This is a genomic window from Salinibacterium sp. 10G20-15 (genome assembly GCF_057365065.1).
Map to the genome: position 1 here is coordinate 2,483,220 of NZ_CP195118.1, position 25,322 is coordinate 2,508,541.

Consider the following 25,322-nt stretch of genomic DNA (forward strand, 5'->3'; position numbering starts at 1 on the left):
GTCGCCGCCCGTGCAGGCGCGCTGACGACACGCACCGCGGGAGGAAAGGCTCGGCGAGGGGTGCGAGAATAGGCGCATGACTGCTGCCCTGAATCACGTCCATGATCTTGCTTCTTTTGTCGCCGCTTCGCCGTCGTCGTTTCATGCGGTAGCCGAAGCCGCACGCCGCTTGCGGGAGGCTGGTTTCACTCAGCTTCATGAAGCCGATGACTGGAACGGCTCGCGCACACGCAAGGCGGCTAAGTACTTCGTCATTCGTGATGGTGCGATCGCAGCGTGGGTTCAGCCGACTAAGGCTGTCAGCACGACCCCGTTCCGCATCCTTGGGGCTCACACTGACTCGCCGAGTTTCAAGCTGAAGCCGAAGCCCACGACCGGCTCGGAAGGCGTATTGCAGGCTGGCGTCGAGATCTACGGCGGCCCGCTGCTCAACTCGTGGCTTGACCGAGAGCTCGAATTTGCGGGACGAGTCACCTTCCGCGACGGCAGCACTGAACTGGTGCGTACCGGACCGCTCTTGAGGTTCCCGCAGTTGGCTATTCACTTGGATCGCGGCGTCAACGACAAGCTCACGCTCAAGCGTCAAGCGCACATGAACCCGATGTTTGGTCTCGGCGAACGCGACGACGCCGACGTGCTCGGCCACCTCGCATCCATCCTCTCGTCTAAAGCCACGAACCGCTCGGCGGATGACATCGACGGCTATGACATCGTCGTCGCCGATACCGCGGCTCCCGCCGTCTTCGGTCTCGATGACGCCCTCTTTGCCTCCGGACGCCTCGACAATCTGTCGTCAGTGCACGCGGGTCTCGTCGCACTTCTGGGGCTCGACACGAAGCTCGACCAGATTCCGCTGTTCGTTGCCTTCGACCACGAAGAGATTGGCTCGGCCTCACGATCGGGTGCCGGTGGGCCGTTCCTTGCCGACCTCATCGCTCGCATTAGCGCCGGTCTTGGCGGTTCTGAAACGGACCGGATGCGCGCTGTCGCCGAGTCATGGTGCCTCTCGTCTGATGCCGGTCACGCTGCACACCCCAACTACCCGGAGCGCCACGATCCCGCTAACCGTCCGCGCCTAGGCGGAGGACCACTTCTCAAGATCAACGCTAACCAGCGCTACGCCACTGATGGCCCCGGCGCCGCAGAGTGGGCTCGCGCTTGCCGCCAAGCGGGCGTCGAGTACCAAGAGTTCGTCTCCAATAACGACATGCCCTGTGGATCCACGATCGGCCCGATCACCGCTACGCGTCTCGGCATTCGCACCATCGATGTAGGTTTGCCGCTGCTCTCCATGCACTCAGCGCGTGAAATGTGTGGCGTCGCCGACCCAATCGCGCTCAGCAACGCAATCGCCGCGTTCTTCGCGCCGGAGTAAGCCCTCACGCAGTTACGCAGTCGCACAGTGCGACTGCGTTGGTGCTGTCGCGCGGAACACCCCGCGACAGCACCGCGCTCTAGAACAGGGGAGCGATCTCGTCCGCTGCGCCAGGCAGGCTTGCATCCGTGGCCGAGGCACCGGGGTAACCAGGTCCGACGGGGCATACCGTTCCGCGTTGGAACGCTTCGGCTGCGCCTCGAGCCCTCACATCGGCGGCTTCGTTGAGCGGATGCCCCACGTGCCCGCGCACCCATTCGAAGCGGTAGCGACGACCAGTAATGGCTTCATCGATCTGTTTGATGAGATCAACGTTCATGACGGGCTTACCGTCGCCTTTGCGCCAGCCCTTCTTCTTCCAGCCGGGCATCCACTTGGTTACGGAGTTGATCACGTATTGGCTGTCGCACAGGATGAGAAGGTCATCATCGACGTGCGCCGTTGCGCGAAACAGTTGCAGCACGGCCATGAGCTCGCCCTGATTGTTGGTGGCATGATCCCAGCCACCGGCAGCCCACGTGTTGTCGTCGACGTACCACGCCCATCCAGCCGGGCCGGGGTTGCCGAGCGCGGAGCCATCAGCAGCAGCAGTAATCGTCATGTCACCCTTTCGTGGAGCTCGCGAAGTCAGAAAAATCGCGTCCCCTCGACTCTAGTAGCTGGTTATCGTCACAGATTCTGCGGCGTTCCATGCTCTGAGCGCAGATCGGTTTTAGGGTAGACCTGTGCCCGAAAACCCGCCTCTTGCCCCCGCGCTCGAAATCACTGGACTGACGAAGCGCTTTGGCGAGAAACTTGCGGTTGATTCCGTAAACCTCACCGTGCCTCGCGGCTCGTTCTTTGGCCTCGTCGGCCCTAACGGGGCTGGCAAAACGACCACCCTCTCCATGGCCACTGGCTTGCTGCGCCCAGACGCCGGCTCGGTCTCCGTGCACGGTCTCGATGTCTGGAGCAATCTGGTTGACGCCAAACGACGGATCGGCGTATTGAGCGACGGTGTTCGACTCTTTGATCGTCTCACGGGACTCCAACTGGTCACTTACGCTGGCCTCTTGAGCGGGATGGAGCGTACCGTCGTGGCCGAACGCGCTGCCGATCTGCTTGACCTCTTCGACCTCGACTCCGTGAGCGGAACGCTCGTCGTCGACTATTCCGCCGGCATGACTAAGAAGATTGCCTTGGCCTGTGCGCTGATTCACGCACCCCAGTTGCTCGTACTCGACGAACCGTTCGAATCAGTCGATCCGGTTTCTGGAGCCAATATCCGCGACATTTTGCATGGCTTCGTGGAATCCGGCGGCACTGTCATCGTGTCGAGCCACGCCATGGACCTCGTGCAACGGATGTGCGACCATGTCGCCGTCATCGCCGATGGCCGAGTGCTGGCATCCGGAACAACTGATGAAGTGCGCGGGTCGTCCACGCTCGAAGACCGATTCGTCGAGCTCGTCGGTGGCCGCCGTCACGGAAAGGGCCCGGAATGGTTGCGCATCTCATAAGGCTGCGCTTTCGGCTGCTCGCCAATTCTCTGACCCGCAGCCCGTGGCAAGCGGTCGCTGTAGGGCTGGGCACCATGTACGGCCTCGCCATGCTGTTCCTCGCCGTCGTCGGCCTGCTCTTTTTGAGCGCTGCCCCCGAGGAATTGGGCCGCACCGTAACGGTCTTAGGTGGCGCTGTACTGGTTCTGGGGTGGACCTTCTTGCCCCTCCTGAGTTCAGGTATCGACGAGACCGTCGAACCCGCGAAGCTAGCGACCTTCCCTATCCCGATTCGTACGTTACTGCTCGCCCTCGCTATCAGCGGCGTGCTTGGCGTTCCCGGCATCATCACGACGTTGGCCGCGCTGGCGACGAGCCTCGTCTGGTGGCACACGCCTGCAATCGCCGTCGTTGCGGTAATTTGCGCGATTATCGGTGCGCTCACGTGCGTTGTGGGCTCTCGGATGCTCGCAGCGCTCACGGTGCGCATCTCGTCGGGGCGCCGCGCTCGAGAAGCAAAGACGGTTCTCGTACTCATCCCGTTGCTGCTGCTCGGCCCAGCGATCCTGGCGGTGTCGACTCTCTTTCGCGAATTCCGTTCCCTCCTGCCGATCATTTCGGATGTCGTGTCCTGGACTCCGTTCGGCGCGATCTGGGCGGTCCCCGGCGATCTTGCTACGGGGCGCCCCGGACTCGCTGCGCTCCACGCCCTCGTCGGTATCGCGACTCTGGTGGCATCCACCGCTGTCTGGCGCTGGGCTCTCGACCGCGCGCTCGAACGTCCAGCCGTCTCAACGGCCACCGGGGGAGCCCGACGGGGATTGGGCTGGTTTGCGGTGTTCTCGGGAACTCCGACAGGCGCCGTTGCGGCCCGGTCGCTGACGTACTGGGCACGCGACCCTCGCTACGCCCAGTCGCTCATCAGCGTTCCGCTCGTGCCAGCGATTGTCTTCTTCTATACCGGAGCCAGTGGCGATCTCAGCGGACTGCTCTTCGTTGGTCCCATCGTCGCGGTGTTACTCGGGATGTCTATCTACACCGATGTCTCCTACGACAACACAGCCTTCAGTTTGCACTTACAGACGGCTGTGAGCGGGCGCGCCGACCGCTGGGGACGAGTGATCGCGGTGAGCGTGTTCGCAGTACCCACGACCATCATCCTGACGGTGGCAAGCGTGTGGATCAGCGATAGCGGAGACCGCCTGGTGGGGATGCTCGGCATCTCGCTCGGTCTGCTCGTCACCGGACTCGCACTGTCGTCGCTCGTGTCGGGGCGTTTCGCGTTCTCGGTTCCGGCTCCGGGCGAGAACCCGTTCAAGGCCCGGCCAGGCGGGGGATTCACCCTGATGCTGTCGATGTTCGCGTCATGGACGGCTCTCGCCGTGCTCGCGCTGCCCGAAATGGTGATCGCGCTGGTGGGGTTCGCCACTTTCAACGAGGCCCTCGGATGGGTAGCGCTAGCCGTCGCGCTCGTACTGAGCAGTGTCTTTCTCGTCATCGGGGTGCGCGTCGGCGGAACGATGCTCGACAATCGCGGTCCCGAGCTTTTGGTGCAGTTGCAACGTCAGAAATAGCGGATGCTGCCCTCGCGGCCTGACAGAGCGCTTCGGCACAAAGGCGGCACCGAGGCGGGGCGGCGTTAGCGAGACAGCAGTTCAGCCCGCTCGGGGTTGCGGTCAAACCATTCAGCGACGTACCAGCACATCGGCAACACACGCAGCGACGAATTCGCTTCGACGTCGTCGACCGCGAACTTCACGAGGTCAGCGGCATAACCTTTTCCCCGATGGGCCGGCTGGGTGTACGTGTGATTGAACGAGATGGAGCTTCCGTTGGTGCGGTAATCCGCCACAGCGACAAGCGCACCGTCGACGTTCATGACGTAACGGGCAGCATCCTTCTCATGAATAAAGTCTGTAGCCATAACTCTCTAGCCTAGGCGGGAAGGGCGGCTTCAATTGCACCGACGATGGCCGGATCATCCGGAACAACAGTCGGACGGAAGCGCTTAACTTCGTTGCCGGGCGTCACCAAGAATTTTTCAAAGTTCCACGCGACCCGCCCCGCCTTACCGGCACCGTCAGCAGTCTTCTTCAACTCGGCGTACAGCGGGTGAGCTGACTTGCCATTGAGCTTGACCTTCTCAAACATGGGGAAGGTCACACCCCACGTCATCGTGCAGTATTCCTTGATGGCATCTTCGCTGCCCAGTTCCTGCAAGAACTGGTTGCTGGGAAATCCGAGAACCGTGAAACCACGGTCCCCGTAGGTCTTCTGCAGCTGCTCGAGCTGCTCGTACTGCGGCGACAGGCCACAACGCGACGCCACGTTGACGATGAGCACCACTTTGTCTTGATAATCGGCCAGCGTCGTTTCGCTGCCATCAATAGTGGTGAGGGGAATATTTCGGAGTTCGGTCACGCTATAAAACTACGCCCGCAGTCTGAACGCCCGCCCACGACATCCCGAAAGTTGCCAGCGACGTTCGCTAAAGTGGGAGTTTCTGCACTCGCGCTTCGCGCGGTACACCGAGAGTGAGTTCATGCCCGATAGCCCCATGTCAGCGAGTGCGTACGACGTACTTGGTGTTCAGGCATCGGCGACCGAAGTCGAGCTCAAGAAGGCGTTCCGTCGAGCACTTCGAGAAACGCATCCCGACACCGGGGGAGACCCGACCAAGTTCGCTGCAGTACAGGATGCGTGGGATCGGGTGGGCACCCCAGAGAAGCGTCGTCGCTACGATGCCGGTTCACGCACGAACACCCACAGCACCCCGGCAGGTTCCTCGCCCTTCTCTTCACGACCGTCGACAGCAGCGCGCGAAGACTCCCGCCCACGCGCCCGCACTCACGGGCATCCGGGGGGTTGGCGTCGCGAACGTTTTCTCGACAGCATGCGCGAGTGGGTCGGTCGTGGCGTCACGCTCGACGACCCCTACGACCCCGCCCTCGTTCGCAGCGCTCCGCGTGAAATTCGACGCACGCTCGCGGATGCCCTGGCTGAAGAAGCTACTGCTCGAACGGTGAGCAATCTGGGCATTGGGTACACGATCTGGCACGACGTTTCGACCGGGCCGCCGGAGCGCAAACTCGACCACATCGTGCTGGGCCCCACTGGCCTCTTCGCGATGCTCTCTGAAGACTTCGGTGGCGAAGTAAAGGTTCGCCGCGGCGAACTCATCGGCCCTGCCGTCGCACCAGAGAAGCCCATGCACGAGCTAGCTGCGCGGGCCAAGTCGATCAGCCGCCAACTGAAGGTCAACTTCACCTGTTTCGTGATCGTGGTGCCCGATGACGCGCTAGCTCAACCCCAGATCTCGCTCGGAACGGTCAAAGGGCAACCCGCCGTTGTCGTGCGGCAAAGCGTGCTGGCGCACTTACTTCGCACTGGCCCCGAGCTCGGCCGCGGGCGCGACATTGGCGGCAACGAACTCTTCGACGTGCGCACTCGACTCACTAGCGGCATCCGTTTCGTCGAATAGCGGTTCGCGGTTCACCCCCTTTTTATCAATCGTTCATCGCAATCTCTCCGTGCTTAACGCTTACGATTCTTCGTGGGAGTAGGGTGTGCACGTGAAGACCACTGCCCCGCTGGCACGACGGCTCAGCGTCTTCGACGCCACCGTGATCGGACTGGGTTCGATGATTGGTGCTGGCATCTTCGCCGCCTTCGCCCCGGCTGCTCTCGCTGCGGGCTCTGGGTTACTCATCGGGCTGGGGATCGCGGCTCTCGTGGCGTGGCTCAACGCTTCGGCGAGTGCGCAGCTCGCGGCGGTCTATCCGGTGGCCGGTGGCACATATGTCTACGGGCGCGAACGACTTGGCCCATGGTGGGGATTCTTCGCGGGCTGGTCCTTCGTGGTCGGCAAGACGGCAAGCTGTGCAGCGATGGCGTTGATCTGTGCCGCGTATGTTGCGCCCGCAGGCTCTGAGAAGCTCGTCGCCGTGCTGGCCGTCGTTATCGTGACCACGGTCAATCTGCGCGGAATAACCCGCACCGCATCAGCGACCAAGCTCATCGTCGTGTTCCTCGTCGCCGTGCTGGTCGGCGTCATAGCGTTGGTCCTGATCTCCGGCGATACCTCGACGAGCCCGTCGGCCGTGCAGACAGCGTCAGGGGCGCCCCAGACCTACGGAGTTCTGCAGTCGGCGGGCATCCTCTTCTTTGCTTTCGCGGGCTACGCTCGCATCGCCACGCTGGGGGAGGAAGTACGCGATCCACAACGCGCCATCCCTCGCGCCATCATGGGAGCCCTCGGCGTTGCCGCGGTTCTCTACGCGGCGGTCGGGGCAACCCTCCTGACGGTTCTCGGCCCCGACAAGCTCGCGAGCTCTCGGGCACCGATCAACGATTTGCTGTCAGTTACGGGATGGGGCGACGCATCGGCCCTCGTGGCAATAACGGCCGCTCTCGCCTCGCTGGGAGCATTACTCGCGCTCATGGCGGGGATTGGGCGCACCACGCTAGCCATGGCGCGCACACGCGATCTGCCGCGGTGGCTGGATGCCGTGCATCCGACATTCTCAGTTCCTCACCGCGCAGAACTCGTTGTCGCTGCGCTGGTGATCGTCATCGTTCTGATCGCCGACGTGCGCGGGGCGATCGCCTTCTCCTCGTTCGGAGTGCTGCTGTACTACTTCGTCGCGAACGTTGCGGCGTACACGCAGCCGCCATCACAGCGTCGTGTCCCGCGTGCAGTAAACATCCTCGGCGCGATCGCGTGCTTACTGCTGGTCGCTACGGTCCCGTTCATCGGCATCGCCGTTGGTGTCGTTGTTCTGGCAGTCGGGATTCCTGTACGTTTGCTTTCTAATCGCCAGTCTCGGCCAGTTTTCACCCATGGAACATAGGCTAGTTTTCTCTTAAGAAAGAGGGTTATCGGTTCGTGATTCGCGCAATTAGCTACAACCTCCGCAAGCACAAGGCGGCGTCGGAGCTCGAAGCTCTCTCGCAGACCCCCGACCTCGACGTGCTGTGCCTCCAAGAAGCGATCTCCACCCAGCTGCCCGAAGAAATCGGCAACTTGCATCTCGCTGACTCCACAAAAAATAATCGTCTAGGGCTCGCGGTGTACTACCGTCGCGACCGCTATGAGCATCGCAAGAGCCAGGCATTCGAACTCAAGAAGTCGCTTCACGACCGGGTTTTCACGCCCACGACGGAACGCCTCGTCGGCTCCCAACTCGTGGATCGCGAGACGGGGCATGAGCTTGTTGTCGCGTCATTCCATGCGGCACCGCTCACGGCACTCAATTCGCTGCGCCGCAACCAGATCAAGGCCGCCCACGGAATGCTCGCCGAGCTTGGCGCGGGTGCGCCCATGCTGATGCTCGGCGACTACAACTATCCGCTCTTCAAAGATGGGCTTACTCAGCGCGTCAACAAAACCGGCTATGACCTGTCTCTGAGCGACCGCACCACTTATACCAACTACAAGTTCTTTCGCGGCCATTTCGATTTCGTCACCTCTCAAGGGTTCACCATCGAAGGCGTAGAAACGATGCCGCGCGGTTCCTCGGACCACTTGCCGATCTTGGTAACCGCGTCTTACGGCTCCACCAATACGCATAAGTCCACGGTGTCGCCCGCCGAGACATTCTCTAACTAACGACGAAGAGGGGCGCAGCTTTCGCTGCGCCCCTCTTCGTTATTGTGAGCCTGTGGTGTGGCTAGCTAGCCTTCGCCGCCTAGGTTGCCCGCGAGACGCTCGTGCATGTACTGGCTGGCTTCGTTCATGCCGATCAGGATCACGCGCTTCTCGAGGCGCTCGTACTTTGTCGTAATCGCGTCGAGCGCGGCCACCGTCGAGGCATCCCAGATGTGCGAGTTCGACATGTCGATAATCACGCGGTCGGGGTCATCCGTGTACTCGAACTGGGTGGTGAGGTCGTTGCTCGAAGCGAAGAAAAGTTCGCCATTGACGCGGTAGTACGCGGTCGGCACTGCTTCGTCTTCGGGGAGCGTGCGCTCGACAGTGGCGAAGTGAGCCACTCGACGTGCGAAGGCGACCATGGCAACGACGACGCCGACAAGAACGCCGATCGCGAGGTTTTCGGTGGCGACCACGACGATCACGGTCGCGACCATGACGGTCGTCTCGCTCTTCGGCATGCGCTTGAGCGTGGGCCAGCTCACACTGTGCCAGTTGAAGGTCGAGACAGCCACGATGATCATGACGGCGACGAGGGCCGCCATGGGGATGATCGCAACGACATCGCCTAGAACGACGACAAGGATGAGCAGGAAGACACCCGCGAGGAACGTCGAGATACGCGTGCGAGCACCCGAAGCCTTCACGTTGATCATCGTCTGGCCGATCATTGCGCAACCGCCCATTCCGCCGAACAGGCCGGAGAGTACGTTGGCAACACCTTGGCCCCAGGCTTCGCGGGTTTTGCGCGAGTGGGTGTCGGTGATGTCATCCACGAGCTTGGCGGTCAACAGCGATTCCAGAAGACCAACGAGTGCCATCGCGATAGCGAACGGGCCAATGATCTGCAGCGTCTCCCACGTCAATGGAACGTTAGGGATGAACAGCTCGGGCAGGCTGCGGGGGAGTTCGCCCTGATCGCCGACGGTCGGGACCGCGATGGCGAAGGTGACGGTAACAATCGTCAACAGCACGATAGCTACGAGAGGCGCGGGGATCACTTTGGTGAAGCGTGGCATCAGCACCATGATTACGAGCCCGACTGCTACGAGCGGGTACACCATCCACGGCACGTGGAAGAGGTGCTCGAGCTGAGCCATGAAAATGAGGATGGCGAGCGAATTGACGAAGCCGAGCATCACGCTGCGCGGAATGAAGCGCATGAGCTTTGCGACACCCAATACGCCAAGCAAGACTTGAAGCAGCCCACCCAGGATGACGGTGGCGATCAGGTAGTCCATGCCGAACTCACGAGCGACCGGGGCTACGACAAGAGCGATGGCTCCCGTGGCGGCGGTGATCATGGCCGGACGTCCACCAAGGAATGCGATGGAGATGGCCATCACGAACGAGGAGAACAAGCCAACCCGGGGGTCGACTCCGGCGATGATCGAGAACGAGATTGCCTCGGGGATCAGCGCGAGTGCCACCACAAGCCCGGCAAGTACTTCACGAGTGAGGATGCGGGGAGTGCGGAGGGCCGTCATGACGGACGGCTCCGCACGATAACGATCGGCGCGATTTGCTTGCGTGATGGCCATGAGGTTCTCCTACTAAAGGAGCCGCGAGAATGCGCGACTGACGATGTGATGTGAGCCGAGCACCTGGTTATCCGGCACGGCTATACGCCAGCAACACTGCCGACTACGAGTCGGCTGTTCTCCGACTAGACAAGGGTGGTTGGCAGCACAAGAGCGCGAACCTTTTTCCACGATAGCCGATCACGCAGATTCATGGGTGACTCCCAGCCAGTGCAGTACACGCCCAGCACACGCCCAATACACGTGCGGGGCGATCTGGCTGATCGGCTAGAAGAGGCGGTTTCGAGCGAAGACTCCGGCGAAGAGTGCGTGAGCCAGCGGCAACACGGAGGCGATCATGAGAACGAGCCCCACCGTGGGGTCGGTAGGGCGCAACAAGATACCGCCAATGAGGAGTGCGGTGAAGAGGATGGCAGACAGCACCCGACGCACGAGCTGTTCGATTGCCCGAAGTCGCTTATCGGCACTGGGCGTCTCGACCGCCAGCTGGCCGCGCTGCATGAGCGTTGCGACACTCTCGAGTTGTTGCGGTAAGCGAAGAATGAGGCCGGCGGAGGCAAGCGCCTGTGTGGCGAACTCCCGTACGGTGCCGCCGCCTTCGTCTCGCGCTAGTCGTGCCGCAAACGGTTCGATCGCGGTCCACACGTTGTAAGCGGGGTTGAGGTCGCTCGCGACACCCGACGTGACTGAGACCGCCCGGATGATCAGCAGAAAGTTTTCGGGTAGCTGGAACGGCATCGTGCGCACGACTTCACTGAATTCGTTACCGAACGCACGGAACTCTTGAGGGTCAACCTGCTGCAGTTCGGTGAAGCCCATGCCACCGAAACGATCGAAGAGCTCGCCCATGGCTCGTTCGAGCGGCGCCGTCTCCGCTGTGCGCAGCAGGATGCCCATGTCGCGCACGCTGGCGACAAGTCCCGGGGCGTCGCGCGCTGCCGCAGCAATGATGAGGCGCTGAAGGCCGCGGCTGAGGTTCTCGGGAACCTCGCCCATCATCCCAAAGTCGATGAACGTGAGCGTCCACTCGGGCGTCGAGGAATCGGCGCGCTGCGGATCGGCCGGTGTCACAAAGATATTGCCCGGATGCGGGTCAGCGTGAAAGAACCGGTGCATGAAGAGCTGTTCGAACATTGCCCGCGACAGTTCATCAGCAACTTCTGCGGGATCAATTCCCGCTGCACGCAGTCGCTCATGATCGTTGATCTTGATAGCGGTGGCATCAGCGAGGGTCAGGATGCGTCGAGTCGAGCGCTCCCACACCACCTCGGGTGCCTGCACTCGCGCATCATCAGCGAAGTTTTCGGCGAAACGTTCGGCGTTGCTGCCCTCATTGAGATAGTCAATTTCGCGCAGACTGATGATCGCGAACTCTTCCAGCAGCGCGGGGAGATCTACTCTGCTCGACACGAAGCGCACACGGCTCAGCCAGGCTGCAACGCGGCGCAGCGCGGCGAGGTCGACGTCGATGATGTCGGCGATCCCTGGTCGCTGCACTTTCACGACGACATCCGCAAAACCGACGTCACTGGCCTCGGCATCCGTCAAGCGGGCACGGTGCACTTGACCGAAGGATGCCGCAGCAACCGGCGTGGGATCAAACCGCGCGAAGGCGCGCTCCAGCGGCAAGCCCAGCTCGCGCTCGGCGCTCTCTCTGATCAGCGCGAAGTCGACAGCCGGCACTTCGTCCTGCAGTCCCTCAAGTTCGCGCGTGATTTCACCCGGCAGTACGTCGAGGCGCGATGACATGAACTGGCCGACCTTGATCATGAGACCGCCGAGATCAACGGCTAGCCCGTGAAAGTTGCGCGCGATGTGAGCCGCACGAGCAAGACGACGCCGAGCGGCGATCCGCTCCAGCCCGAAGCGCGGCAGGACAAGCTCGAACCACCACTCCAGAACCATGTACCGGGCAGCGAAGCGCAGAATCCGCCGGTAGCGGGCGCGCAGCTGTCGGGTGTCGGTCATTACATCTCCCTTGAGCCGACGGTGCGGCGGGTCCGATCAGTCCTGAGCGAGAATTGCGTACAGCTTACGTCGCGCATCATCAATGATCGTGATGGCGTCATCGATCTGCTCTGGGGTGCCGGTGCGCATAATCGGCACGACTGCTTCCGCGAGTTTGGCTGCGGAACGGGGGAGAGCTGTGGGCCGGGTCGTTCCCTGCGTGTCCGCGTCTTTCCACGGAGCGGGCCGAGCAGCCTGGGCCTCGTCATGACCCTTCTCGGTGAGCGTGTAGGTCTTCTTACCTTCAGCCTCGTGAGCTTCGATCAGTCCCTCGTCGGCGAGCAACTGCAGTGTGGGGTAAACCGAGCCGGGGCTGGGCTTCCACGCACCGTTGCTGCGCTTGTCGATCTCGCGAATGATCTGGTAGCCGTGCATCGACTCTTCGGCGAGCAGCGACAGGATGGCGACGCGAACGTCTCCACGGCCCATGCGCGGTGCTACGCGACGTTCGAATTCTGAGCGCACGTTATCGAGCGCGTCCCACAGGCCCTGACCGGCCGTGTCAAAAGCGTCAGAGAAGGAGCGGCGCGAGTTGTGGCCACTGGTTCCGAATGAGTTATTCATGCTGATCCTCCAATCGGTGGATGCGGGGCACAAGCGGCCCTGCCGATAGCTAACGATACATCGCTAACTTTCACGATCGTGAGGATCCCAGCCAACTAGCAGCCAAGCAAAAGAGGCTTGATTGCGAAAAAACTCGCACGAACGGCTTAAGCAAGTAAAGGCCGGCAACCAGATAAATCTGATTGTCGGCCTCTACTTTTTTTTACTGATTCGGTGTCCGAATCATTCGCTGTGCGCGAAGGGGGACTTGAACCCCCACGCCCTTTCGGGCACTAGCACCTCAAGCTAGCGCGTCTACCAATTCCGCCATCCGCGCGCATCTGCGGCGCTCAAGGAGCACCGCCGAGATAAGAGAATAGCACCCTTTTTGAGTACCAAAACACACATCGCTTTCATGACCCCAGCGAAGCCCTTTTTCGCCTGCCGTGGCGTGCAGATTTTTGCTGACGAGACGGCTAGCGTGGCCTTATGACTTCTGAGCCAGAACTTGAGCGCACCGCGCGCATCGCGCAAGATCTCATCCGATTTGATACTTCCAACTACGGGGAGGGTCGTTCGAACGGCGAGACGGTAGCCGCCGAATACTTGGGCGCGCTGCTCGAAGACATGGGTCTCACCACCCAGTACTTCAACGCCGCTGAGGGTCGCACCACGGTGATCGCCAAGGTCGAGGGCAGCTACGACACCGAGTCATCAGCCCCTCATGCCGCCGAGCGCCCCGGACTGATTCTGCACGGCCACACCGACGTGGTGCCTGCAGATCCCAAGAACTGGTCCGTCGATCCGTTCGGGGGAGTCATTCAAGACGGCCTTCTGTGGGGCCGTGGCGCGGTCGACATGAAAAACATGGATTCCATGATCGTCACCGCTCTCGGCGACATTCTGGGCGCCGGCAAGCGCCCCGCTCGCGACCTCACGATCGCGTTCTTCGCTGACGAAGAAAATGGCGGCGAATACGGGTCACACTTCATGGTTCAGAAGCACCCCGAAATTTTTGCGGGTGCAACAGAAGCCATCAGCGAAGTGGGCGGCTACTCGGTCGATCTTCACGGCCAGCGCGCTTATCTCTTGCAAACGGGAGAGAAGGCGCTCATGTGGATCAAGCTGACCGCCCGCGGCATGGCTGCCCATGGTTCGCGCGTCATCAGCGACAACGCGGTCACTAAACTCGCCGAAGCAATCGCGATCATTGGCCGTCAGGAATGGCCGGTTCGCCTCACTGACACCACGACGCTTCTCATCGCTGAGCTCTCACGCATTCTCAAGATTGATCCCGAAGAGGTCGGCCCCGACCAGCTGATTCTCGCTACGGGCACCGCTTCCGGCTTCCTGCAAGCCACTTTGCGCACGACCAGCAACCCCACACTGCTGAATGCTGGCTACAAGCACAACGTGATTCCCGACGTCGCTGAAGCGCTCGTTGATATCCGCACGCTTCCTGGCGAAGAGGATGAGGTGCTCGCCCAAGTGCGTGCGCTGCTGCCGGATGAGATCGAGATCGAGATGATGCACCGCGACATCGGGCTCGAAACCAGTTTTGACGGCCCTCTGGTCGACGCGATGGTCAACAGCTTGGGAGTCTTCGACCCCGGAGCTCCCGTGCTGCCGTACTTGATGTCGGGTGGCACCGACAACAAAGCCCTCAAGCTGCTCGACATCACGGGCTACGGTTTTGCGCCTCTCCAGCTGCCGCCGGAAATCGACTTTCCGGGGATGTTCCACGGCGTTGATGAGCGGGTGCCGCTCGACGCACTAGTCTTTGGCAGGCAGGTCTTGGGAGACCTGCTTCTCAAGTACTAGTTCTTAGCTGATCGGGAGCGCTCCATGGGTTTTATCGAGGCCATTATTCTCGGGCTTGTTCAGGGCCTCACGGAGTTTCTTCCCATCTCCTCGAGCGCCCATCTGCGCATTATGGGCGAGTTTTTGCCCTCTGCGAGCGACCCCGGCGCGACATTCACGGCAATCACCCAGTTGGGCACCGAGCTCGCCGTCATCCTCTACTTCCGCAAGGACATTGCACGCATTCTGAGCCGCTGGTTTCAGCAGTTCCGCAGTAGCGGCGGCGCTCACGGCGAAGTAATCGACAAGAACCATCCGGATGTTCGCCTCGGCTGGCTCGTGATTCTCGGAACCATCCCCATCGTTCTCGTGGGCTATTTCGCTCAGGAATACATCCGTTCGACGTTCCGTTCGCTGTGGCTCGTCGCAACCGTGCTGATTGTCTTCGGCATCATCTTGGGAATCGCTGACTACCTCGGAAAGCGCACTCGTGCACTCGAAGAGATGACGTACGGCCACGGCATCACGATTGGCCTCGCACAGATGCTCGCGCTGGTTCCTGGCGTATCGCGCTCGGGATCGACGATGACGGCAGGTCTCGCGCTCGGCTACACGCGGCCCGCGGCAGCTAGGTTCGGATTCTTGCTCGCAATCCCCGCGGTATTCGGCAGCGGGCTCTACGAACTCGTGCACAGCTTCGGTGAACCAGCTCAGGTTTTCACTTACGCCGAAACCGCCGTCGCCACAGTGATTGCGTTCGTCGTCGGCTATGTCGTGATTGCAGCCCTCATGCGCTATATCGAGAAGCGGTCGTTCTTGCCGTTCGTAATTTATCGCGTTGTTCTAGGCGTCGCGCTCTTCGTGCTGTTGTCGCTCGGCGTCATCCAGCCCGTCTAGTCGCCACGATCGTTGCTCAGAGACTGAGGGCTCAGCAACGAACGATCGTCAGGGTGGCGTTAGTCCTTGCCCCGCCACGGTTCGTCACCAGCGGCACCCTGGTCGGGCTTGTCGTCGCCACGACGGAGGTACTTTTCAAACTCGTGAGCGATCGCTTCGCCACTGGCTTCCGGCGAATCGACGGTGTCGCGGGCTTTCTCTAACTGCTCGATATACGACGACATGTCTTCGTCTTCACCGGCAAGAGCATCGATGCCGGTTTCCCAATCCGCGGCGTCGGTGACGAGCTCGCCGCGCGGGATCACGACATCCACGATCTCTTCAAGCTTGTCGATGAGCGCGAGCGTGGCCTTGGGTGACGGAGCGTTGTGCACGTAGTGCGGCACGGATGCCCAGATCGACATCGTGGTGATGCCGCTGGCTTCTGCCGCCTGCCCCAATACCGACAGGATGCCGACGGGCCCTTCATACGTACTGCGCTCAATACCGAGAGCCGTGCGAACGCCAGCGTTCTCGCTCGAGGTGAAGACCGAAATCGGCCGTGTGTGAGGCACGTCCGCGAGCATTGCGCCGAGAAAGACGATCGAGGTAATTCCGTTATCCACGACGGTTTCGAGGATGTCGCGCGCAAATGCCTTCCAGGAACGCGACGGTTCAGTGCCGAGTAGCAAGTAAATGTTCGACTGGTTGTTCCCGCTCAGCTGCAGTTCCGCATCCGCCGCAATGCTCTGGGGACGAGCGGAATTGGGTCGCGACGGACCGTACATGGTTACCGAGGGCCACGTGAGAACCCGATTACCATCGTCATCGTGCGAAAGCACAGGGCGATTGAACTGGTAATCGAAGTACTCTTCAGGGTCGACCTCAGAGACGGGATAAACGTCGAGCTGCTCCTTGAGCAATCGCACGGCGCCACTGGCCGCTTCGCCGGCGTCATTCCACCCCTCGAAGGCAACGACGAGGAGCCGTCCGTTCGCAAATGGGGTGTTAGTCACAGGTCTCCTTCGGGTGAGTGCCACGAATGTCGCTTAGTCAAGGATAGAACTACGATGGTGCGTTGTGACTCACTCCACTCCAGCGGCCGTCCTGTGGGACATGGACGGCACGCTCATCGATTCAGAACCGTATTGGGTTTCGGCCGAGAAAGAGGTCGTTCTGTCTTTTGGCGGTGAATGGACCCACGACGACGCAATGTCGTGCGTGGGAAAGGGCCTCTTGGACTCTGCACGCTTTATGCAAACGAAGAGTGTGACCCTCGACGCACAGGTGATCGTTGATCGACTCACCGACACTGTGATGGCTCAGCTCAAAGAATTTGGTATCCCCTGGCGCCCGGGTGCGCGCGAGCTGCTCACGGAGCTGCGTGAATCGGGAGTCCCGACCGCTCTCGTCACGATGTCGATCGGTCGCATGGCCCACCATGTCGTCGAGAATCTCGGCTTCGACGGCTTTGATGCCGTAATTTCTGGCGATGATGTGCAACACGCTAAGCCTCATCCGCAGCCGTACTACCGGGGCGCGGATGCTCTGGGGGTTGACATCACGGATTGCGTAGCGATCGAAGATTCTCCCCCCGGCGCAACATCAGCATTCGCCTCCGGTGCCACCGTCGTCGGCGTTCCGTTCATGGTGGACATTCCCGAAGAGAAGACCCACGTTCTGTGGCCAACTCTCGAAGGGCGGACTCTCAAGCATCTCTCCGAACTTCACGCAAAGGTATCCACGCAATGAGCGACGTAGTCCGACGACAGAGCGGCCCCTTTCGCGAGGGAGACCGCGTTCAACTTACTGGTCCGAAGGGCCGGCTCAATACCGTGACGTTGGAAGCTGGGGGAGCATTCCATACGCACCGCGGCGTGCTGAGCCACGATCTGATTATCGGACAGCCGGATGCCAGTGTCGTCGTCAGCACGAACGATATCGAATATTTGGCGATGCGGCCGCTGCTCACCGATTTCGTGATGTCGATGCCGCGCGGTGCTGCGATCATCTACCCGAAGGACGCAGCGCAGATCATCGGCCAAGCCGACATCTTCCCCGGTGCTCATGTCGTCGAGGCCGGCGTGGGTTCCGGTGCGTTATCGCTGTGGCTGCTGCGCGCCATCGGACCAAGCGGCACGCTCAACTCGTTCGAACGTCGCGAAGAGTTTTCTGAAATCGCTCAGTCCAACGTTCAGGCGTTCTTGGGCGCGAAACCCGACAACTGGTCAGTCACCGTCGGTGACCTTCAAGAGCAGCTGCCAGCATCCGTTGAGCCGGGTTCGGTCGACCGCGTTGTGCTCGACATGCTCGCCCCGTGGGAATGCATCGAAGAATGCGCTGAAGCGCTCACTCCTGGTGGGGTGCTGCTCTGCTATATCGCGACCGTGACCCAACTGTCGCGCGTGGCGGAAGCGATTCGTGCGACGGGGCTGTTCACCGAGCCTGATTCCAACGAAACCATGGTGCGGGGCTGGCACGTCGAAGGCTTGGCTGTTCGCCCCGATCACCGCATGGTGGCGCACACCGGTTTCTTGATGACGGCCCGCCGTCTCGCGCCCGGTTCCGTGCTTCCCGAGCTCAAGCGGCGCGCTTCGAAGTCGGACTTCAAGGACGAGGATGTTGAGGCGTGGACTCCCGGGGCACTAGGCGAACGCAACTCCAGCGCCAAACGCCTGCGAAAGACCGCACGCGAAGCGAAAAAGGCGGCCGATGCCGCGACGACTGACCGGTAGAGTGTTGACGATGTCTGTGTCGATGAAAAGAGTGTTTGTGCGCAAGCTTGCAGTAGTGGCCGTGAGTGCCGGAGTTGTTGTTTCATTGGCCGGGTGCGCCAATGGTCCGTTGAGTTTCGCGGACTGCACTCCGATCTACAGCGGTGGAGGCAACACCGCGTTGGTCACCACCACGGGTGAGTTCAGCGCGGACCCCGAAGCAGACTTCCCGACGCCTCTCGTTGCCTCTGAGCTCGAGAGTTCCATCGTCACCGCTGGCGACGGCGAAGAAGTCAGCGCCGGGGACGTCGCCACACTTCAGATCACGATTTACGACGCAGCAACCGGTGCTCAGCTCATCTCCACAGGGCATGACACAGCGGGACTTCGTGTGCCGGTAACGGAACGTGAGCCGATTTTTGGCGAGATCGCGCAATGCTCCACTGTTGGCTCGCGAATCGTAACAGTGGGGGCAGCCGGCGATATTCTGGGCGCTGAGAACATCACGCAGAACCAGCTCCCTCTCTCCGACGATGACGCGATCGTCATGGTGAGCGATGTTGAGTCGCGCCTGCCAGGCAAAGCGGAGGGAGTTAGCTCGCCCGCGCCCGCTGGACTTCCAGCCATTGTGCTGGCGCCCAACGGCCAGCCTGGCTTCACGTTTCCCACTGGGGATGCGCCGAGCGAGCTTCAGTTTGCCGCGCTAAAGGTTGGGTCGGGCGAAGAGATTGAAGAAGGTGATGCCGCAATTATGCACGTCAGCGGCATCGAATGGGGTGCCGACGCTACCTTCACGAACAGCTGGGAGGACTCGGGGGTTCCCGGCACCTTTGTGGTTGAAAGCACGGCCACGACAGACACGGGCCTGCCGCCCGGGCTCGCTGAAGCCTTGATCGGGCAGACGGTCGGCTCCCAGGTTCTCGTAGTACTACCTCCGGATGTGGGCTTCGCCCCAGGGACAGAGCCCAACGGCGTCACGAGCGGGTCCACTTTGGTCTTTGTGTTCGACATCCTCGGAATTCAAACGCAGTAACTGTTACCTACGACACGGCCGGGTGTCAGAGACAAAAGGATTTGACTCGTGCCAGCACCGAAAGTTCCCAACGAAGAACGGCTCTTCAGCCTCGTTTTGGCGTTGCTCTCGACCGAAAATGGACTCACCAAGAGCGAGATACTGTCGACCGTGCAGGGCTACCGCCAACGGTTCGTACACTCCGGTGACAACGCCAATCTTGAGCGACAGTTCGAACGCGACAAAGACGACATTCGTGAGCTCGGGGTGCCGCTCGAAACGATCGAGCCACCCGAGCAAGCGGGTAACAACCAGAACCTTCGCTACCGCATCCCGCGCGTAGATTACGAGCTTCCCGACGACATCGCCTTCTCAGCAGAAGAGTCGACACTTCTTAGTCTCGCGGCAATGGTGTGGCGTGAAGGATCGCTCTCTGAGGGCTCCCGTCGGGCCATCGTGAAACTGCGGTCGCTTGGCATCGAGACCGCGGAGCCTGTTCTGAGCTACGCACCCCACGTACGCGTCCGTGACGAGGCGTTCGAGCCACTGCGCGAAGCTATGGACCGCCGCGTTCTCGTGAACTTCGAGTATCTGAAGCCGGGAGAGCAGACCTCGACGACGCGTCTAGTGGCACCACTCGCGCTGGTGCAACATCAAGGGCGGTGGCACCTGTACGCGAAAGATCCCGCAACGGACACCTTCAAGACATTCTTGCTTCGACGCATGGTGAGCGGCATCCAGCGCACCAAAAAAACTTTCGATTACGCCACCGATGATGCAACGGCGCAAGCCCTCGCCGGGCTGGAAAAGGTGTGGCAGTCGAACGTTGCGCTTCTGCGTGTCGAGCCGGGTACTGACGCGGCCACTCGACTAGGCAAACGTCGCGGCGCTGTGATGCACCCGGATTGCCACCTCGAAGTGAACTTCACCGATCTCAATATCTTCGCGGATGAACTTGCTAGCTTCGGTCCCGAGGTCGCCGCGATCTCTCCGCCCGAATTGCGTTCCGCAGTAATCGACCGCCTCACGAGAACGGTGGCAGACCATGGCTAATAAACCTCCGCCGCTGCGCGCGCAAGACAAATTGGTCTTTCTGCTCGCTCTCGTGCCGTACCTGATGGATCGCGACCGGGTCAGCGTTGCAGATGCCGCTAAACACTTCGGCGTTCCCGCGCAACACATTCGCGATGCTGTTCGGTTGATCGCAGTCTCCGGGATTCCCGGGGATACCGCGACCTATCAAGCGGGGGACCTCTTCGACATCGCGTGGGATGACTTTGAAGACAACGATCAGATCGTGTTGACGCACATGGTTGCGATCGATGATTCCCCGCGTTTTTCCGCGCGCGAAGCATCCGCTCTCATTGCCGGCTTGCAGTACCTTTCGAGCCTGCCCGAACATGCGGATCGCGAAGCCATCGCCACGCTCACCGCCAAGTTGTCCCGGGGCGCCTCGGCGGCACCGACAGCGGTAGCGGTGGAATCGAGCGCGCTCGACGAAACGCTGGCCCTCATCCGCGAATCTGTTGCCGCGGGCACCCAGATCGAATTCGATTACCGCAATTCGCGCGGCGAGTCTGAACGTCGACGCATCGACCCGCTCCGCGTTGAATCTGTGGATGCCGACTGGTACGTACGCGGGTGGTGTCATTCCCGCGAAGACGTGCGCACCTTCCGGCTTGACCGCATCTCGCAACCCGCGATGACCTCCGAACCCATCACGCGCACTGCAGGGGATGTGAATCTTCCCGAGACGCTCTTTGACACGTCAGAGGAAGATATCGAGGTCGGCATCGAGGTTGTACCCAGCGCCATTGGGCTGCTGGGGGACTATGTCACCGATGATGCGCCACGCGTTGCTGTCGGAGATCGCGTGCGCACTACCGTTCGCGTTCCTCATTTTCACGGGCTCAAGCGTCTCATCGCTGGCCTTCCGGGTGTCGTGACGGTTGTCTCACCTCCGGAAGCTCGCGAAGCAGTGGCACGGTGGGCACAGGCTGGCGCCGAGCAGTATGCAGAAGAGCAGTAGGTGACGGCGTGATTGCGTGGTGGGGATGGCTGTTGATCTGGGCGGGTCTTGTGCTCGCTCTTCTGATCATGCTCGTGGTCATGGCGTGGGTGCTGTTCCGCAAAGCAATGACGTTGATGAGCGACCTCTCGGATGTCGTAGACAAGACCGCAATTCTCCACGTGGAATCAGAGAAGCTTTCGAAGCCTCAGATCGCGATCCTCACTGAGATGGCAGAGATTCGCGACCGACACGAGACCCAGCGACGCCGGCGTCTCGAGCTCAAGGAAGCTCGGCGAGCACGGCGCCTCGCGCGCGGAAAAACGATCACACGACGCGATGCGTCGATCATGCAGTGGCCTCAGGGCTGGTCGTAGGTGGGCTGGGTTTTCGCCGCCGGCTTCATCCTGATCGCGCTGTTGTGGTTTGCGACCTGGATGCGGCGGCGCGCCATTCGTGCGCTCCTTTTGACCACCGGAGCGCAAACTGTGGGAGAGAGCAACCTCCAGCACCGTGGTCGACGGCTACCCCGAATAACGGTGCGCTATACCGACAATGGAGGCACTGAGCGCGTCATCGTGAAATCGATCGTGAGCGCGGGGGATGCCCAGCTACTGCAGAAAACTGCGATCGTTCTGTATCACCCGAAGTACCGCGCCCGGTCCGACTATGTCTTGATTGGCTTCGGCCCCCAGCCCCGACGGTGGTTTCATGGTGAGTTCAGTCGCGAGAAAAGACCCTCCCGCTAACTCTCCACTGTGCCTCCCAAACTCAATCAACCTAGGTATGATTGGCCTACGCAGCCTTCGATCTTTAAGGAAGTTCTCCATGTTCGGCAACGCTCTCAGCGGTTGGCACCTTGTCATACTCTTGGTCGTCATCCTCCTGCTCTTCGGTGCACCGAAGCTTCCCGGGCTTGCTCGTAGTCTCGGCCAGTCGATGCGGATTTTCCGCAGCGAGGTCAAGACCATGAAGGATGAGAACAGCTCTGACGCTCCGGCCGAGTCGCCGTCGGACTCGAGCAACGACACTCCTCCTAAGCCTTAGTTCCTATGGCAGTTCGCACCGGGAGGTGGCGTTCACGGAGTGAAGAGCGGATGTCACTCGGTGCGCATCTCGTAGAGCTCAAGAAGCGGCTATTTATCTCTGCAATTGCCATTGTGGTGACTGCTATCGCCGGATTTGTCTTCGCTGACTTCTTCATTGACGCCCTGCGCGCACCCATTACGAATATCGCGGAGTCTTCGGGGCGCGGCGCAGCGCTCAATTACGACGCCGTGACCCAGGCATTCGACATTCGAATGCAAATTGCTTTCACCGTGGCAATAGTCGCCGCTAGCCCTGTCTGGCTCTATCAAGTGTGGGCGTTTCTGGTTCCGGGCCTCGTGCGTAAAGAGAAGCAATACGCCATCGGTTTCTTGGCCACCGCAATACCTCTGTTTCTCGCTGGTTGCGCTGCCGGGTGGTATGTCATGCCCAACATCATCACCCTGATGCTGGGTTTCGCTGGCGAGCAAGACTTGTCCAACCTGAACGCAAAGTACTACTACGACTTCATCGTTAAGCTGCTTCTCTCGGTAGGGATCGCTTTCGTGTTGCCCGTGTTCGTAGTACTGCTGAACCTCGTCGGTGTGCTCTCGGCAGCTGCGATTCTCAAGGGGTGGCGCATCGCTGTGCTCACGATCACTGTCTTCACAGCAATTGCCACTCCCGCTGCCGACGTCATCTCGATGTTCCTGCTCGCGATCCCCATGATCATGCTGTACTTCATTGCAGCCTTCATTGCGTGGATCCACGATCGCCGGGCAGCTAAGCGCGCCGCGCTGATTGACCCTGACGTGAGCAGCGAACTCTAGACTCTGAGCGCTTAGGCTGTAGTCAATGAGTGAACTGTCTCCCGCCGAACGGTACGCCGCGGCGAAGAAGCGTCGGGGGTACCCAGTACTCGAAGCCTTTCGCGCTAGTCAGCGCTTTGACCTCGATGCTTTTCAGATCTCGGCCTGCGAGGTCGTCGAGTCTGACAAGAGCGTGCTCGTTGCCGCCCCCACGGGGGCAGGAAAGACGATCATTGCCGAGTTCGCCATCTACCGCGCGATGCAGCTGGATGGCCCCAAGGTCTTCTACACCGCACCGATGAAGGCTCTCAGCAACCAGAAGTTCCAAGAGCTCGTTGGTGAATACGGTCCCGAGGCAGTCGGCCTTCTTACGGGCGATACCAATGTGAATGCGGGCGCCCGCATTGTGGTGATGACTACCGAAGTTCTTCGCAACATGCTCTATGCGAAGTCGGACCTCTTGACGAACCTCAGCACCGTCGTGATGGATGAGGTTCACTTTCTGGGTGACCGCTTCCGTGGCGCTGTCTGGGAGGAAGTGATCATCCACCTTCCCGAGGATGTCCGGATGGTGTCGCTGAGCGCGACAGTATCGAACGCCGAAGAGTTCGGCGACTGGCTCCAAGCTGTGCGCGGCGACACTGAAGTTATTGTCTCCGAGGATCGCCCTGTTCCTCTGGAACAGCACGTACTCGTGGGCGCCAAGCTCATCGACCTCTTCGATTCGTCTGGGCTCGCCGCGACCAACCGTGTCAATCCTGAACTCGTCCAGATGGCCCGCTTCGGCGGCCGCAGTCAATCGATCGGAAATCGCCGCAAGAGCAATCGCCAGAACTCCTATGGTGGTCGCCCACAGCGGTCTCGAATGGACCGCGCGGATGTCGTGGCCATGCTCTCCTCGAAAAACCTTGTTCCCGCCATCTTTTTTATTTTCAGTCGCGTGGGGTGTGACCAGGCTGTGAATCAGGTCTTGCGCGCTGGCGTTCGCCTGACGACAGCCGAGGAACGCGATGAGATCCGCGAAATCGTGGAAGCACGCTGTCGGACTTTGCTTGACGAAGACCTGGCGGTGCTCGGATATTGGGACTGGCTCAGCGGTCTTGAACGTGGCGTTGCCGCCCACCATGCCGGCCTTCTCCCCGCTTTCAAAGAGGTAGTCGAGGAACTGTTTCAAAGAAAGCTTGTGAAAGCAGTCTTCGCTACGGAAACGCTGGCGCTCGGCATCAACATGCCAGCCCGCACCGTGGTGCTTGAGAAACTCGAGAAGTTCAATGGCGAAGCGCGGGTACCGATCACACCGGGGGAATACACGCAACTCACCGGGCGCGCCGGTCGACGGGGCATCGACATTGAAGGCCACTCCGTCATCCAATGGGTCGACGGTCTCGATCCGCAAGCCGTCGCGTCGCTCGCCTCGCGCCGCACCTACCCGCTTAACTCAAGCTTCAAACCGACCTATAACATGGCGGTCAACCTCATTGAGCTCTTCGGCCGCGAACATACTCGCGAGATCCTAGAATCGAGCTTCGCGCAATTCCAAGCCGACCGTGCCGTCGTCGACCTCGCGCGCAAGGTTCGTTCGCAAAAGAACTCGCTCGAGGGCTACGCGAAGTCGATGGAATGCCACGTGGGCGATTTCGCAGAGTACTCACGAATCCGCCGCGAACTCACTGATCTAGAGAAAAAAGCTCAGCCTCGAGGCGACGCCGGTCACCGCGGCGAACGCGAACGACGTCAACGCAAGCTGAGCAGTCTGCGCAACCAGCTGCGCAAGCACGATTGTCACGCGTGCCCAGAGCGAGAAGCCCACGCGCGGTGGGCCGAACGCTGGTGGCGCCTCAAGCGCGAAACCGATCAACTGAGCCGCCAGATTCAGAATCGTACGGGCGCTGTCGCGAAGATTTTTGACCGCGTCACCGACGTTCTCACTCAGCTGGAATACATTGAGCCGGGCAAGAACGGCGAGATGACCCTCAACGAACACGGACGCGTCTTGCGTCGCATCTACGGCGAACGCGATCTTCTCGTCGCTGAATCGCTGCGCCAAGGCTTCTGGAACACACTGGATGCTGCCTCGCTCGCGGCGATGGCTACCACCCTGGTGTACGAGCCTCGTCGCGATGAGGGTGACCTCGGCGACCGTTACCTACCTCGAGGTGCGTTCCGAGAGGCCTTCGACAAAACTTCCACTCTGTGGGCTCAGCTTGACGATCTCGAACAAGATAACCGCCTTCCCGGCAGTCAACCGCTCGCCACCGGTCTCGCTCTCGCAATGTATCGCTGGGCGAATGGTGCGAGCCTCGATTCCGTTCTCGACCTCGCTGACATGGCGGCAGGGGACTTTGTGCGCGTCACGAAACAAGCAATCGATTTGCTCGACCAGTTGTCCGTGGTTGCTGATGGGGAAGTCGGACGCACTGCCCGTAAAGCGCTAGACGGCATCCGTCGTGGAATCGTCGCCTACAGCTCTGTCGCTTAGGCTC

25 protein-coding genes and 1 tRNA gene are annotated in these 25,322 nt (G+C 60.8%); 18 read left to right on the forward strand and 8 right to left on the reverse strand.

Annotated elements, in window-relative coordinates:
* Positions 1-76: 76 nt before the first annotated feature.
* Positions 77-1,375: a M18 family aminopeptidase gene (locus ACR3YK_RS12010; RefSeq protein ID WP_486175084.1), complete on the forward strand. Its 1,299-nt coding sequence runs from the start codon at positions 77-79 to the stop codon at positions 1,373-1,375.
* Positions 1,376-1,454: 79 nt separating this feature from the next.
* Here the strand turns inward: ACR3YK_RS12010 and ACR3YK_RS12015 are convergent, their stop codons facing one another.
* The gene (locus ACR3YK_RS12015; RefSeq protein WP_100389021.1) at positions 1,455-1,976 is read right to left on the reverse strand and encodes an RNase H family protein; all 522 of its coding nucleotides are present in this window, start codon (positions 1,974-1,976) and stop codon (positions 1,455-1,457) included.
* A gap of 124 nt (positions 1,977-2,100) precedes the next feature.
* Here ACR3YK_RS12015 and ACR3YK_RS12020 point away from each other — a divergent pair, with 124 nt between their 5' ends.
* Complete coding sequence (locus ACR3YK_RS12020; RefSeq protein WP_100389022.1) at positions 2,101-2,874, forward strand: ABC transporter ATP-binding protein; 774 nt, start codon at positions 2,101-2,103, stop codon at positions 2,872-2,874.
* The gene (locus ACR3YK_RS12025) at positions 2,856-4,427 is read left to right on the forward strand and encodes a transporter (protein WP_486175085.1); all 1,572 of its coding nucleotides are present in this window, start codon (positions 2,856-2,858) and stop codon (positions 4,425-4,427) included. Before ACR3YK_RS12020 ends, ACR3YK_RS12025 begins: the two co-directional genes overlap by 19 nt.
* Before the next feature lie 65 nt (positions 4,428-4,492).
* Here ACR3YK_RS12025 and ACR3YK_RS12030 read toward each other — a convergent pair whose 3' ends face one another.
* Together ACR3YK_RS12030 and ACR3YK_RS12035 are read right to left on the reverse strand one after the other, a co-directional pair.
* On the reverse strand, positions 4,493-4,777 hold the full coding sequence (locus ACR3YK_RS12030; RefSeq protein WP_100389023.1) for a GNAT family N-acetyltransferase: 285 nt from the start codon (positions 4,775-4,777) through the stop codon (positions 4,493-4,495).
* A gap of 11 nt (positions 4,778-4,788) precedes the next feature.
* Entirely contained in the window at positions 4,789-5,274 is a 486-nt protein-coding gene (locus tag ACR3YK_RS12035; RefSeq protein WP_100389024.1) for a glutathione peroxidase, read from the reverse strand.
* Positions 5,275-5,395: 121 nt separating this feature from the next.
* On the opposite strand from ACR3YK_RS12035, the gene ACR3YK_RS12040 reads away from it, so the two are divergent.
* The 3 genes from ACR3YK_RS12040 (at position 5,396) to ACR3YK_RS12050 (ending at position 8,461) form a co-directional block, all read left to right on the forward strand.
* Positions 5,396-6,334, forward strand: a complete 939-nt coding sequence (locus tag ACR3YK_RS12040; protein ID WP_341619969.1) for a J domain-containing protein — start codon at positions 5,396-5,398, stop codon at positions 6,332-6,334.
* A 91-nt stretch (positions 6,335-6,425) separates the two neighbouring features.
* Positions 6,426-7,703 carry an APC family permease gene (locus tag ACR3YK_RS12045; RefSeq protein WP_486175086.1) on the forward strand — a complete coding sequence of 426 codons (1,278 nt, stop codon included), beginning with the start codon at positions 6,426-6,428 and terminating at the stop codon, positions 7,701-7,703.
* Between the two features lie 38 nt (positions 7,704-7,741).
* A complete protein-coding gene (locus ACR3YK_RS12050; protein WP_486176415.1) occupies positions 7,742-8,461 on the forward strand; it encodes an endonuclease/exonuclease/phosphatase family protein in 720 nt (239 codons plus the stop codon).
* Between the two features lie 65 nt (positions 8,462-8,526).
* Here ACR3YK_RS12050 and ACR3YK_RS12055 read toward each other — a convergent pair whose 3' ends face one another.
* The 4 genes from ACR3YK_RS12055 to ACR3YK_RS12070 form a co-directional block, all read right to left on the reverse strand.
* Complete coding sequence (locus ACR3YK_RS12055; protein WP_486175087.1) at positions 8,527-10,044, reverse strand: SulP family inorganic anion transporter; 1,518 nt, start codon at positions 10,042-10,044, stop codon at positions 8,527-8,529.
* 267 nt (positions 10,045-10,311) lie between these two features.
* A complete protein-coding gene (locus ACR3YK_RS12060) occupies positions 10,312-12,012 on the reverse strand; it encodes an ABC1 kinase family protein (protein ID WP_486175088.1) in 1,701 nt (566 codons plus the stop codon).
* A gap of 36 nt (positions 12,013-12,048) precedes the next feature.
* Positions 12,049-12,615, reverse strand: coding sequence for a PadR family transcriptional regulator (locus tag ACR3YK_RS12065; RefSeq protein WP_100389028.1), 567 nt, complete (start codon positions 12,613-12,615; stop codon positions 12,049-12,051).
* Positions 12,616-12,847: 232 nt separating this feature from the next.
* A tRNA-Leu gene (locus ACR3YK_RS12070) sits at positions 12,848-12,931 on the reverse strand.
* Positions 12,932-13,083: 152 nt separating this feature from the next.
* Here ACR3YK_RS12070 and ACR3YK_RS12075 point away from each other — a divergent pair.
* The gene (locus tag ACR3YK_RS12075; RefSeq protein WP_486175089.1) at positions 13,084-14,415 is read left to right on the forward strand and encodes a M20/M25/M40 family metallo-hydrolase; all 1,332 of its coding nucleotides are present in this window, start codon (positions 13,084-13,086) and stop codon (positions 14,413-14,415) included.
* 24 nt (positions 14,416-14,439) lie between these two features.
* Positions 14,440-15,291 carry an undecaprenyl-diphosphate phosphatase gene (locus tag ACR3YK_RS12080; RefSeq protein WP_486175090.1) on the forward strand — a complete coding sequence of 284 codons (852 nt, stop codon included), beginning with the start codon at positions 14,440-14,442 and terminating at the stop codon, positions 15,289-15,291.
* Positions 15,292-15,350: 59 nt separating this feature from the next.
* Here ACR3YK_RS12080 and ACR3YK_RS12085 read toward each other — a convergent pair whose 3' ends face one another.
* A complete protein-coding gene (locus ACR3YK_RS12085; RefSeq protein ID WP_486175091.1) occupies positions 15,351-16,286 on the reverse strand; it encodes a proteasome assembly chaperone family protein in 936 nt (311 codons plus the stop codon).
* A gap of 64 nt (positions 16,287-16,350) precedes the next feature.
* Between ACR3YK_RS12085 and ACR3YK_RS12090 the strand changes: the two genes are divergently transcribed.
* From ACR3YK_RS12090 to ACR3YK_RS12135, 10 genes are all read left to right on the forward strand, one after another.
* Positions 16,351-17,022, forward strand: coding sequence for an HAD family hydrolase (locus ACR3YK_RS12090; protein WP_486175092.1), 672 nt, complete (start codon positions 16,351-16,353; stop codon positions 17,020-17,022).
* Positions 17,019-18,005: a tRNA (adenine-N1)-methyltransferase gene (locus ACR3YK_RS12095; RefSeq protein WP_486175093.1), complete on the forward strand. Its 987-nt coding sequence runs from the start codon at positions 17,019-17,021 to the stop codon at positions 18,003-18,005. Before ACR3YK_RS12090 ends, ACR3YK_RS12095 begins: the two co-directional genes overlap by 4 nt.
* A gap of 10 nt (positions 18,006-18,015) precedes the next feature.
* Positions 18,016-19,017, forward strand: a complete 1,002-nt coding sequence (locus tag ACR3YK_RS12100; RefSeq protein ID WP_486175094.1) for an FKBP-type peptidyl-prolyl cis-trans isomerase — start codon at positions 18,016-18,018, stop codon at positions 19,015-19,017.
* A gap of 48 nt (positions 19,018-19,065) precedes the next feature.
* Positions 19,066-20,049 (forward strand): helix-turn-helix transcriptional regulator, encoded by a 984-nt coding sequence (locus ACR3YK_RS12105; RefSeq protein ID WP_486175095.1) that lies wholly within the window; start codon positions 19,066-19,068, stop codon positions 20,047-20,049.
* Entirely contained in the window at positions 20,042-21,025 is a 984-nt protein-coding gene (locus ACR3YK_RS12110; RefSeq protein WP_486175096.1) for a helix-turn-helix transcriptional regulator, read from the forward strand. Before ACR3YK_RS12105 ends, ACR3YK_RS12110 begins: the two co-directional genes overlap by 8 nt.
* Before the next feature lie 8 nt (positions 21,026-21,033).
* Complete coding sequence (locus tag ACR3YK_RS12115) at positions 21,034-21,381, forward strand: hypothetical protein (protein WP_486175097.1); 348 nt, start codon at positions 21,034-21,036, stop codon at positions 21,379-21,381.
* Positions 21,382-21,753, forward strand: coding sequence for a hypothetical protein (locus tag ACR3YK_RS12120; RefSeq protein ID WP_486175098.1), 372 nt, complete (start codon positions 21,382-21,384; stop codon positions 21,751-21,753).
* A gap of 79 nt (positions 21,754-21,832) precedes the next feature.
* Positions 21,833-22,051 (forward strand): Sec-independent protein translocase subunit TatA, encoded by a 219-nt coding sequence (gene tatA, locus ACR3YK_RS12125; protein WP_486175099.1) that lies wholly within the window; start codon positions 21,833-21,835, stop codon positions 22,049-22,051.
* A 50-nt stretch (positions 22,052-22,101) separates the two neighbouring features.
* Entirely contained in the window at positions 22,102-22,860 is a 759-nt protein-coding gene (gene tatC, locus ACR3YK_RS12130; protein ID WP_486175100.1) for a twin-arginine translocase subunit TatC, read from the forward strand.
* 25 nt (positions 22,861-22,885) lie between these two features.
* Complete coding sequence (locus ACR3YK_RS12135) at positions 22,886-25,318, forward strand: DEAD/DEAH box helicase (RefSeq protein ID WP_486175101.1); 2,433 nt, start codon at positions 22,886-22,888, stop codon at positions 25,316-25,318.
* The last annotated feature ends 4 nt before the right edge of the window (positions 25,319-25,322 follow it).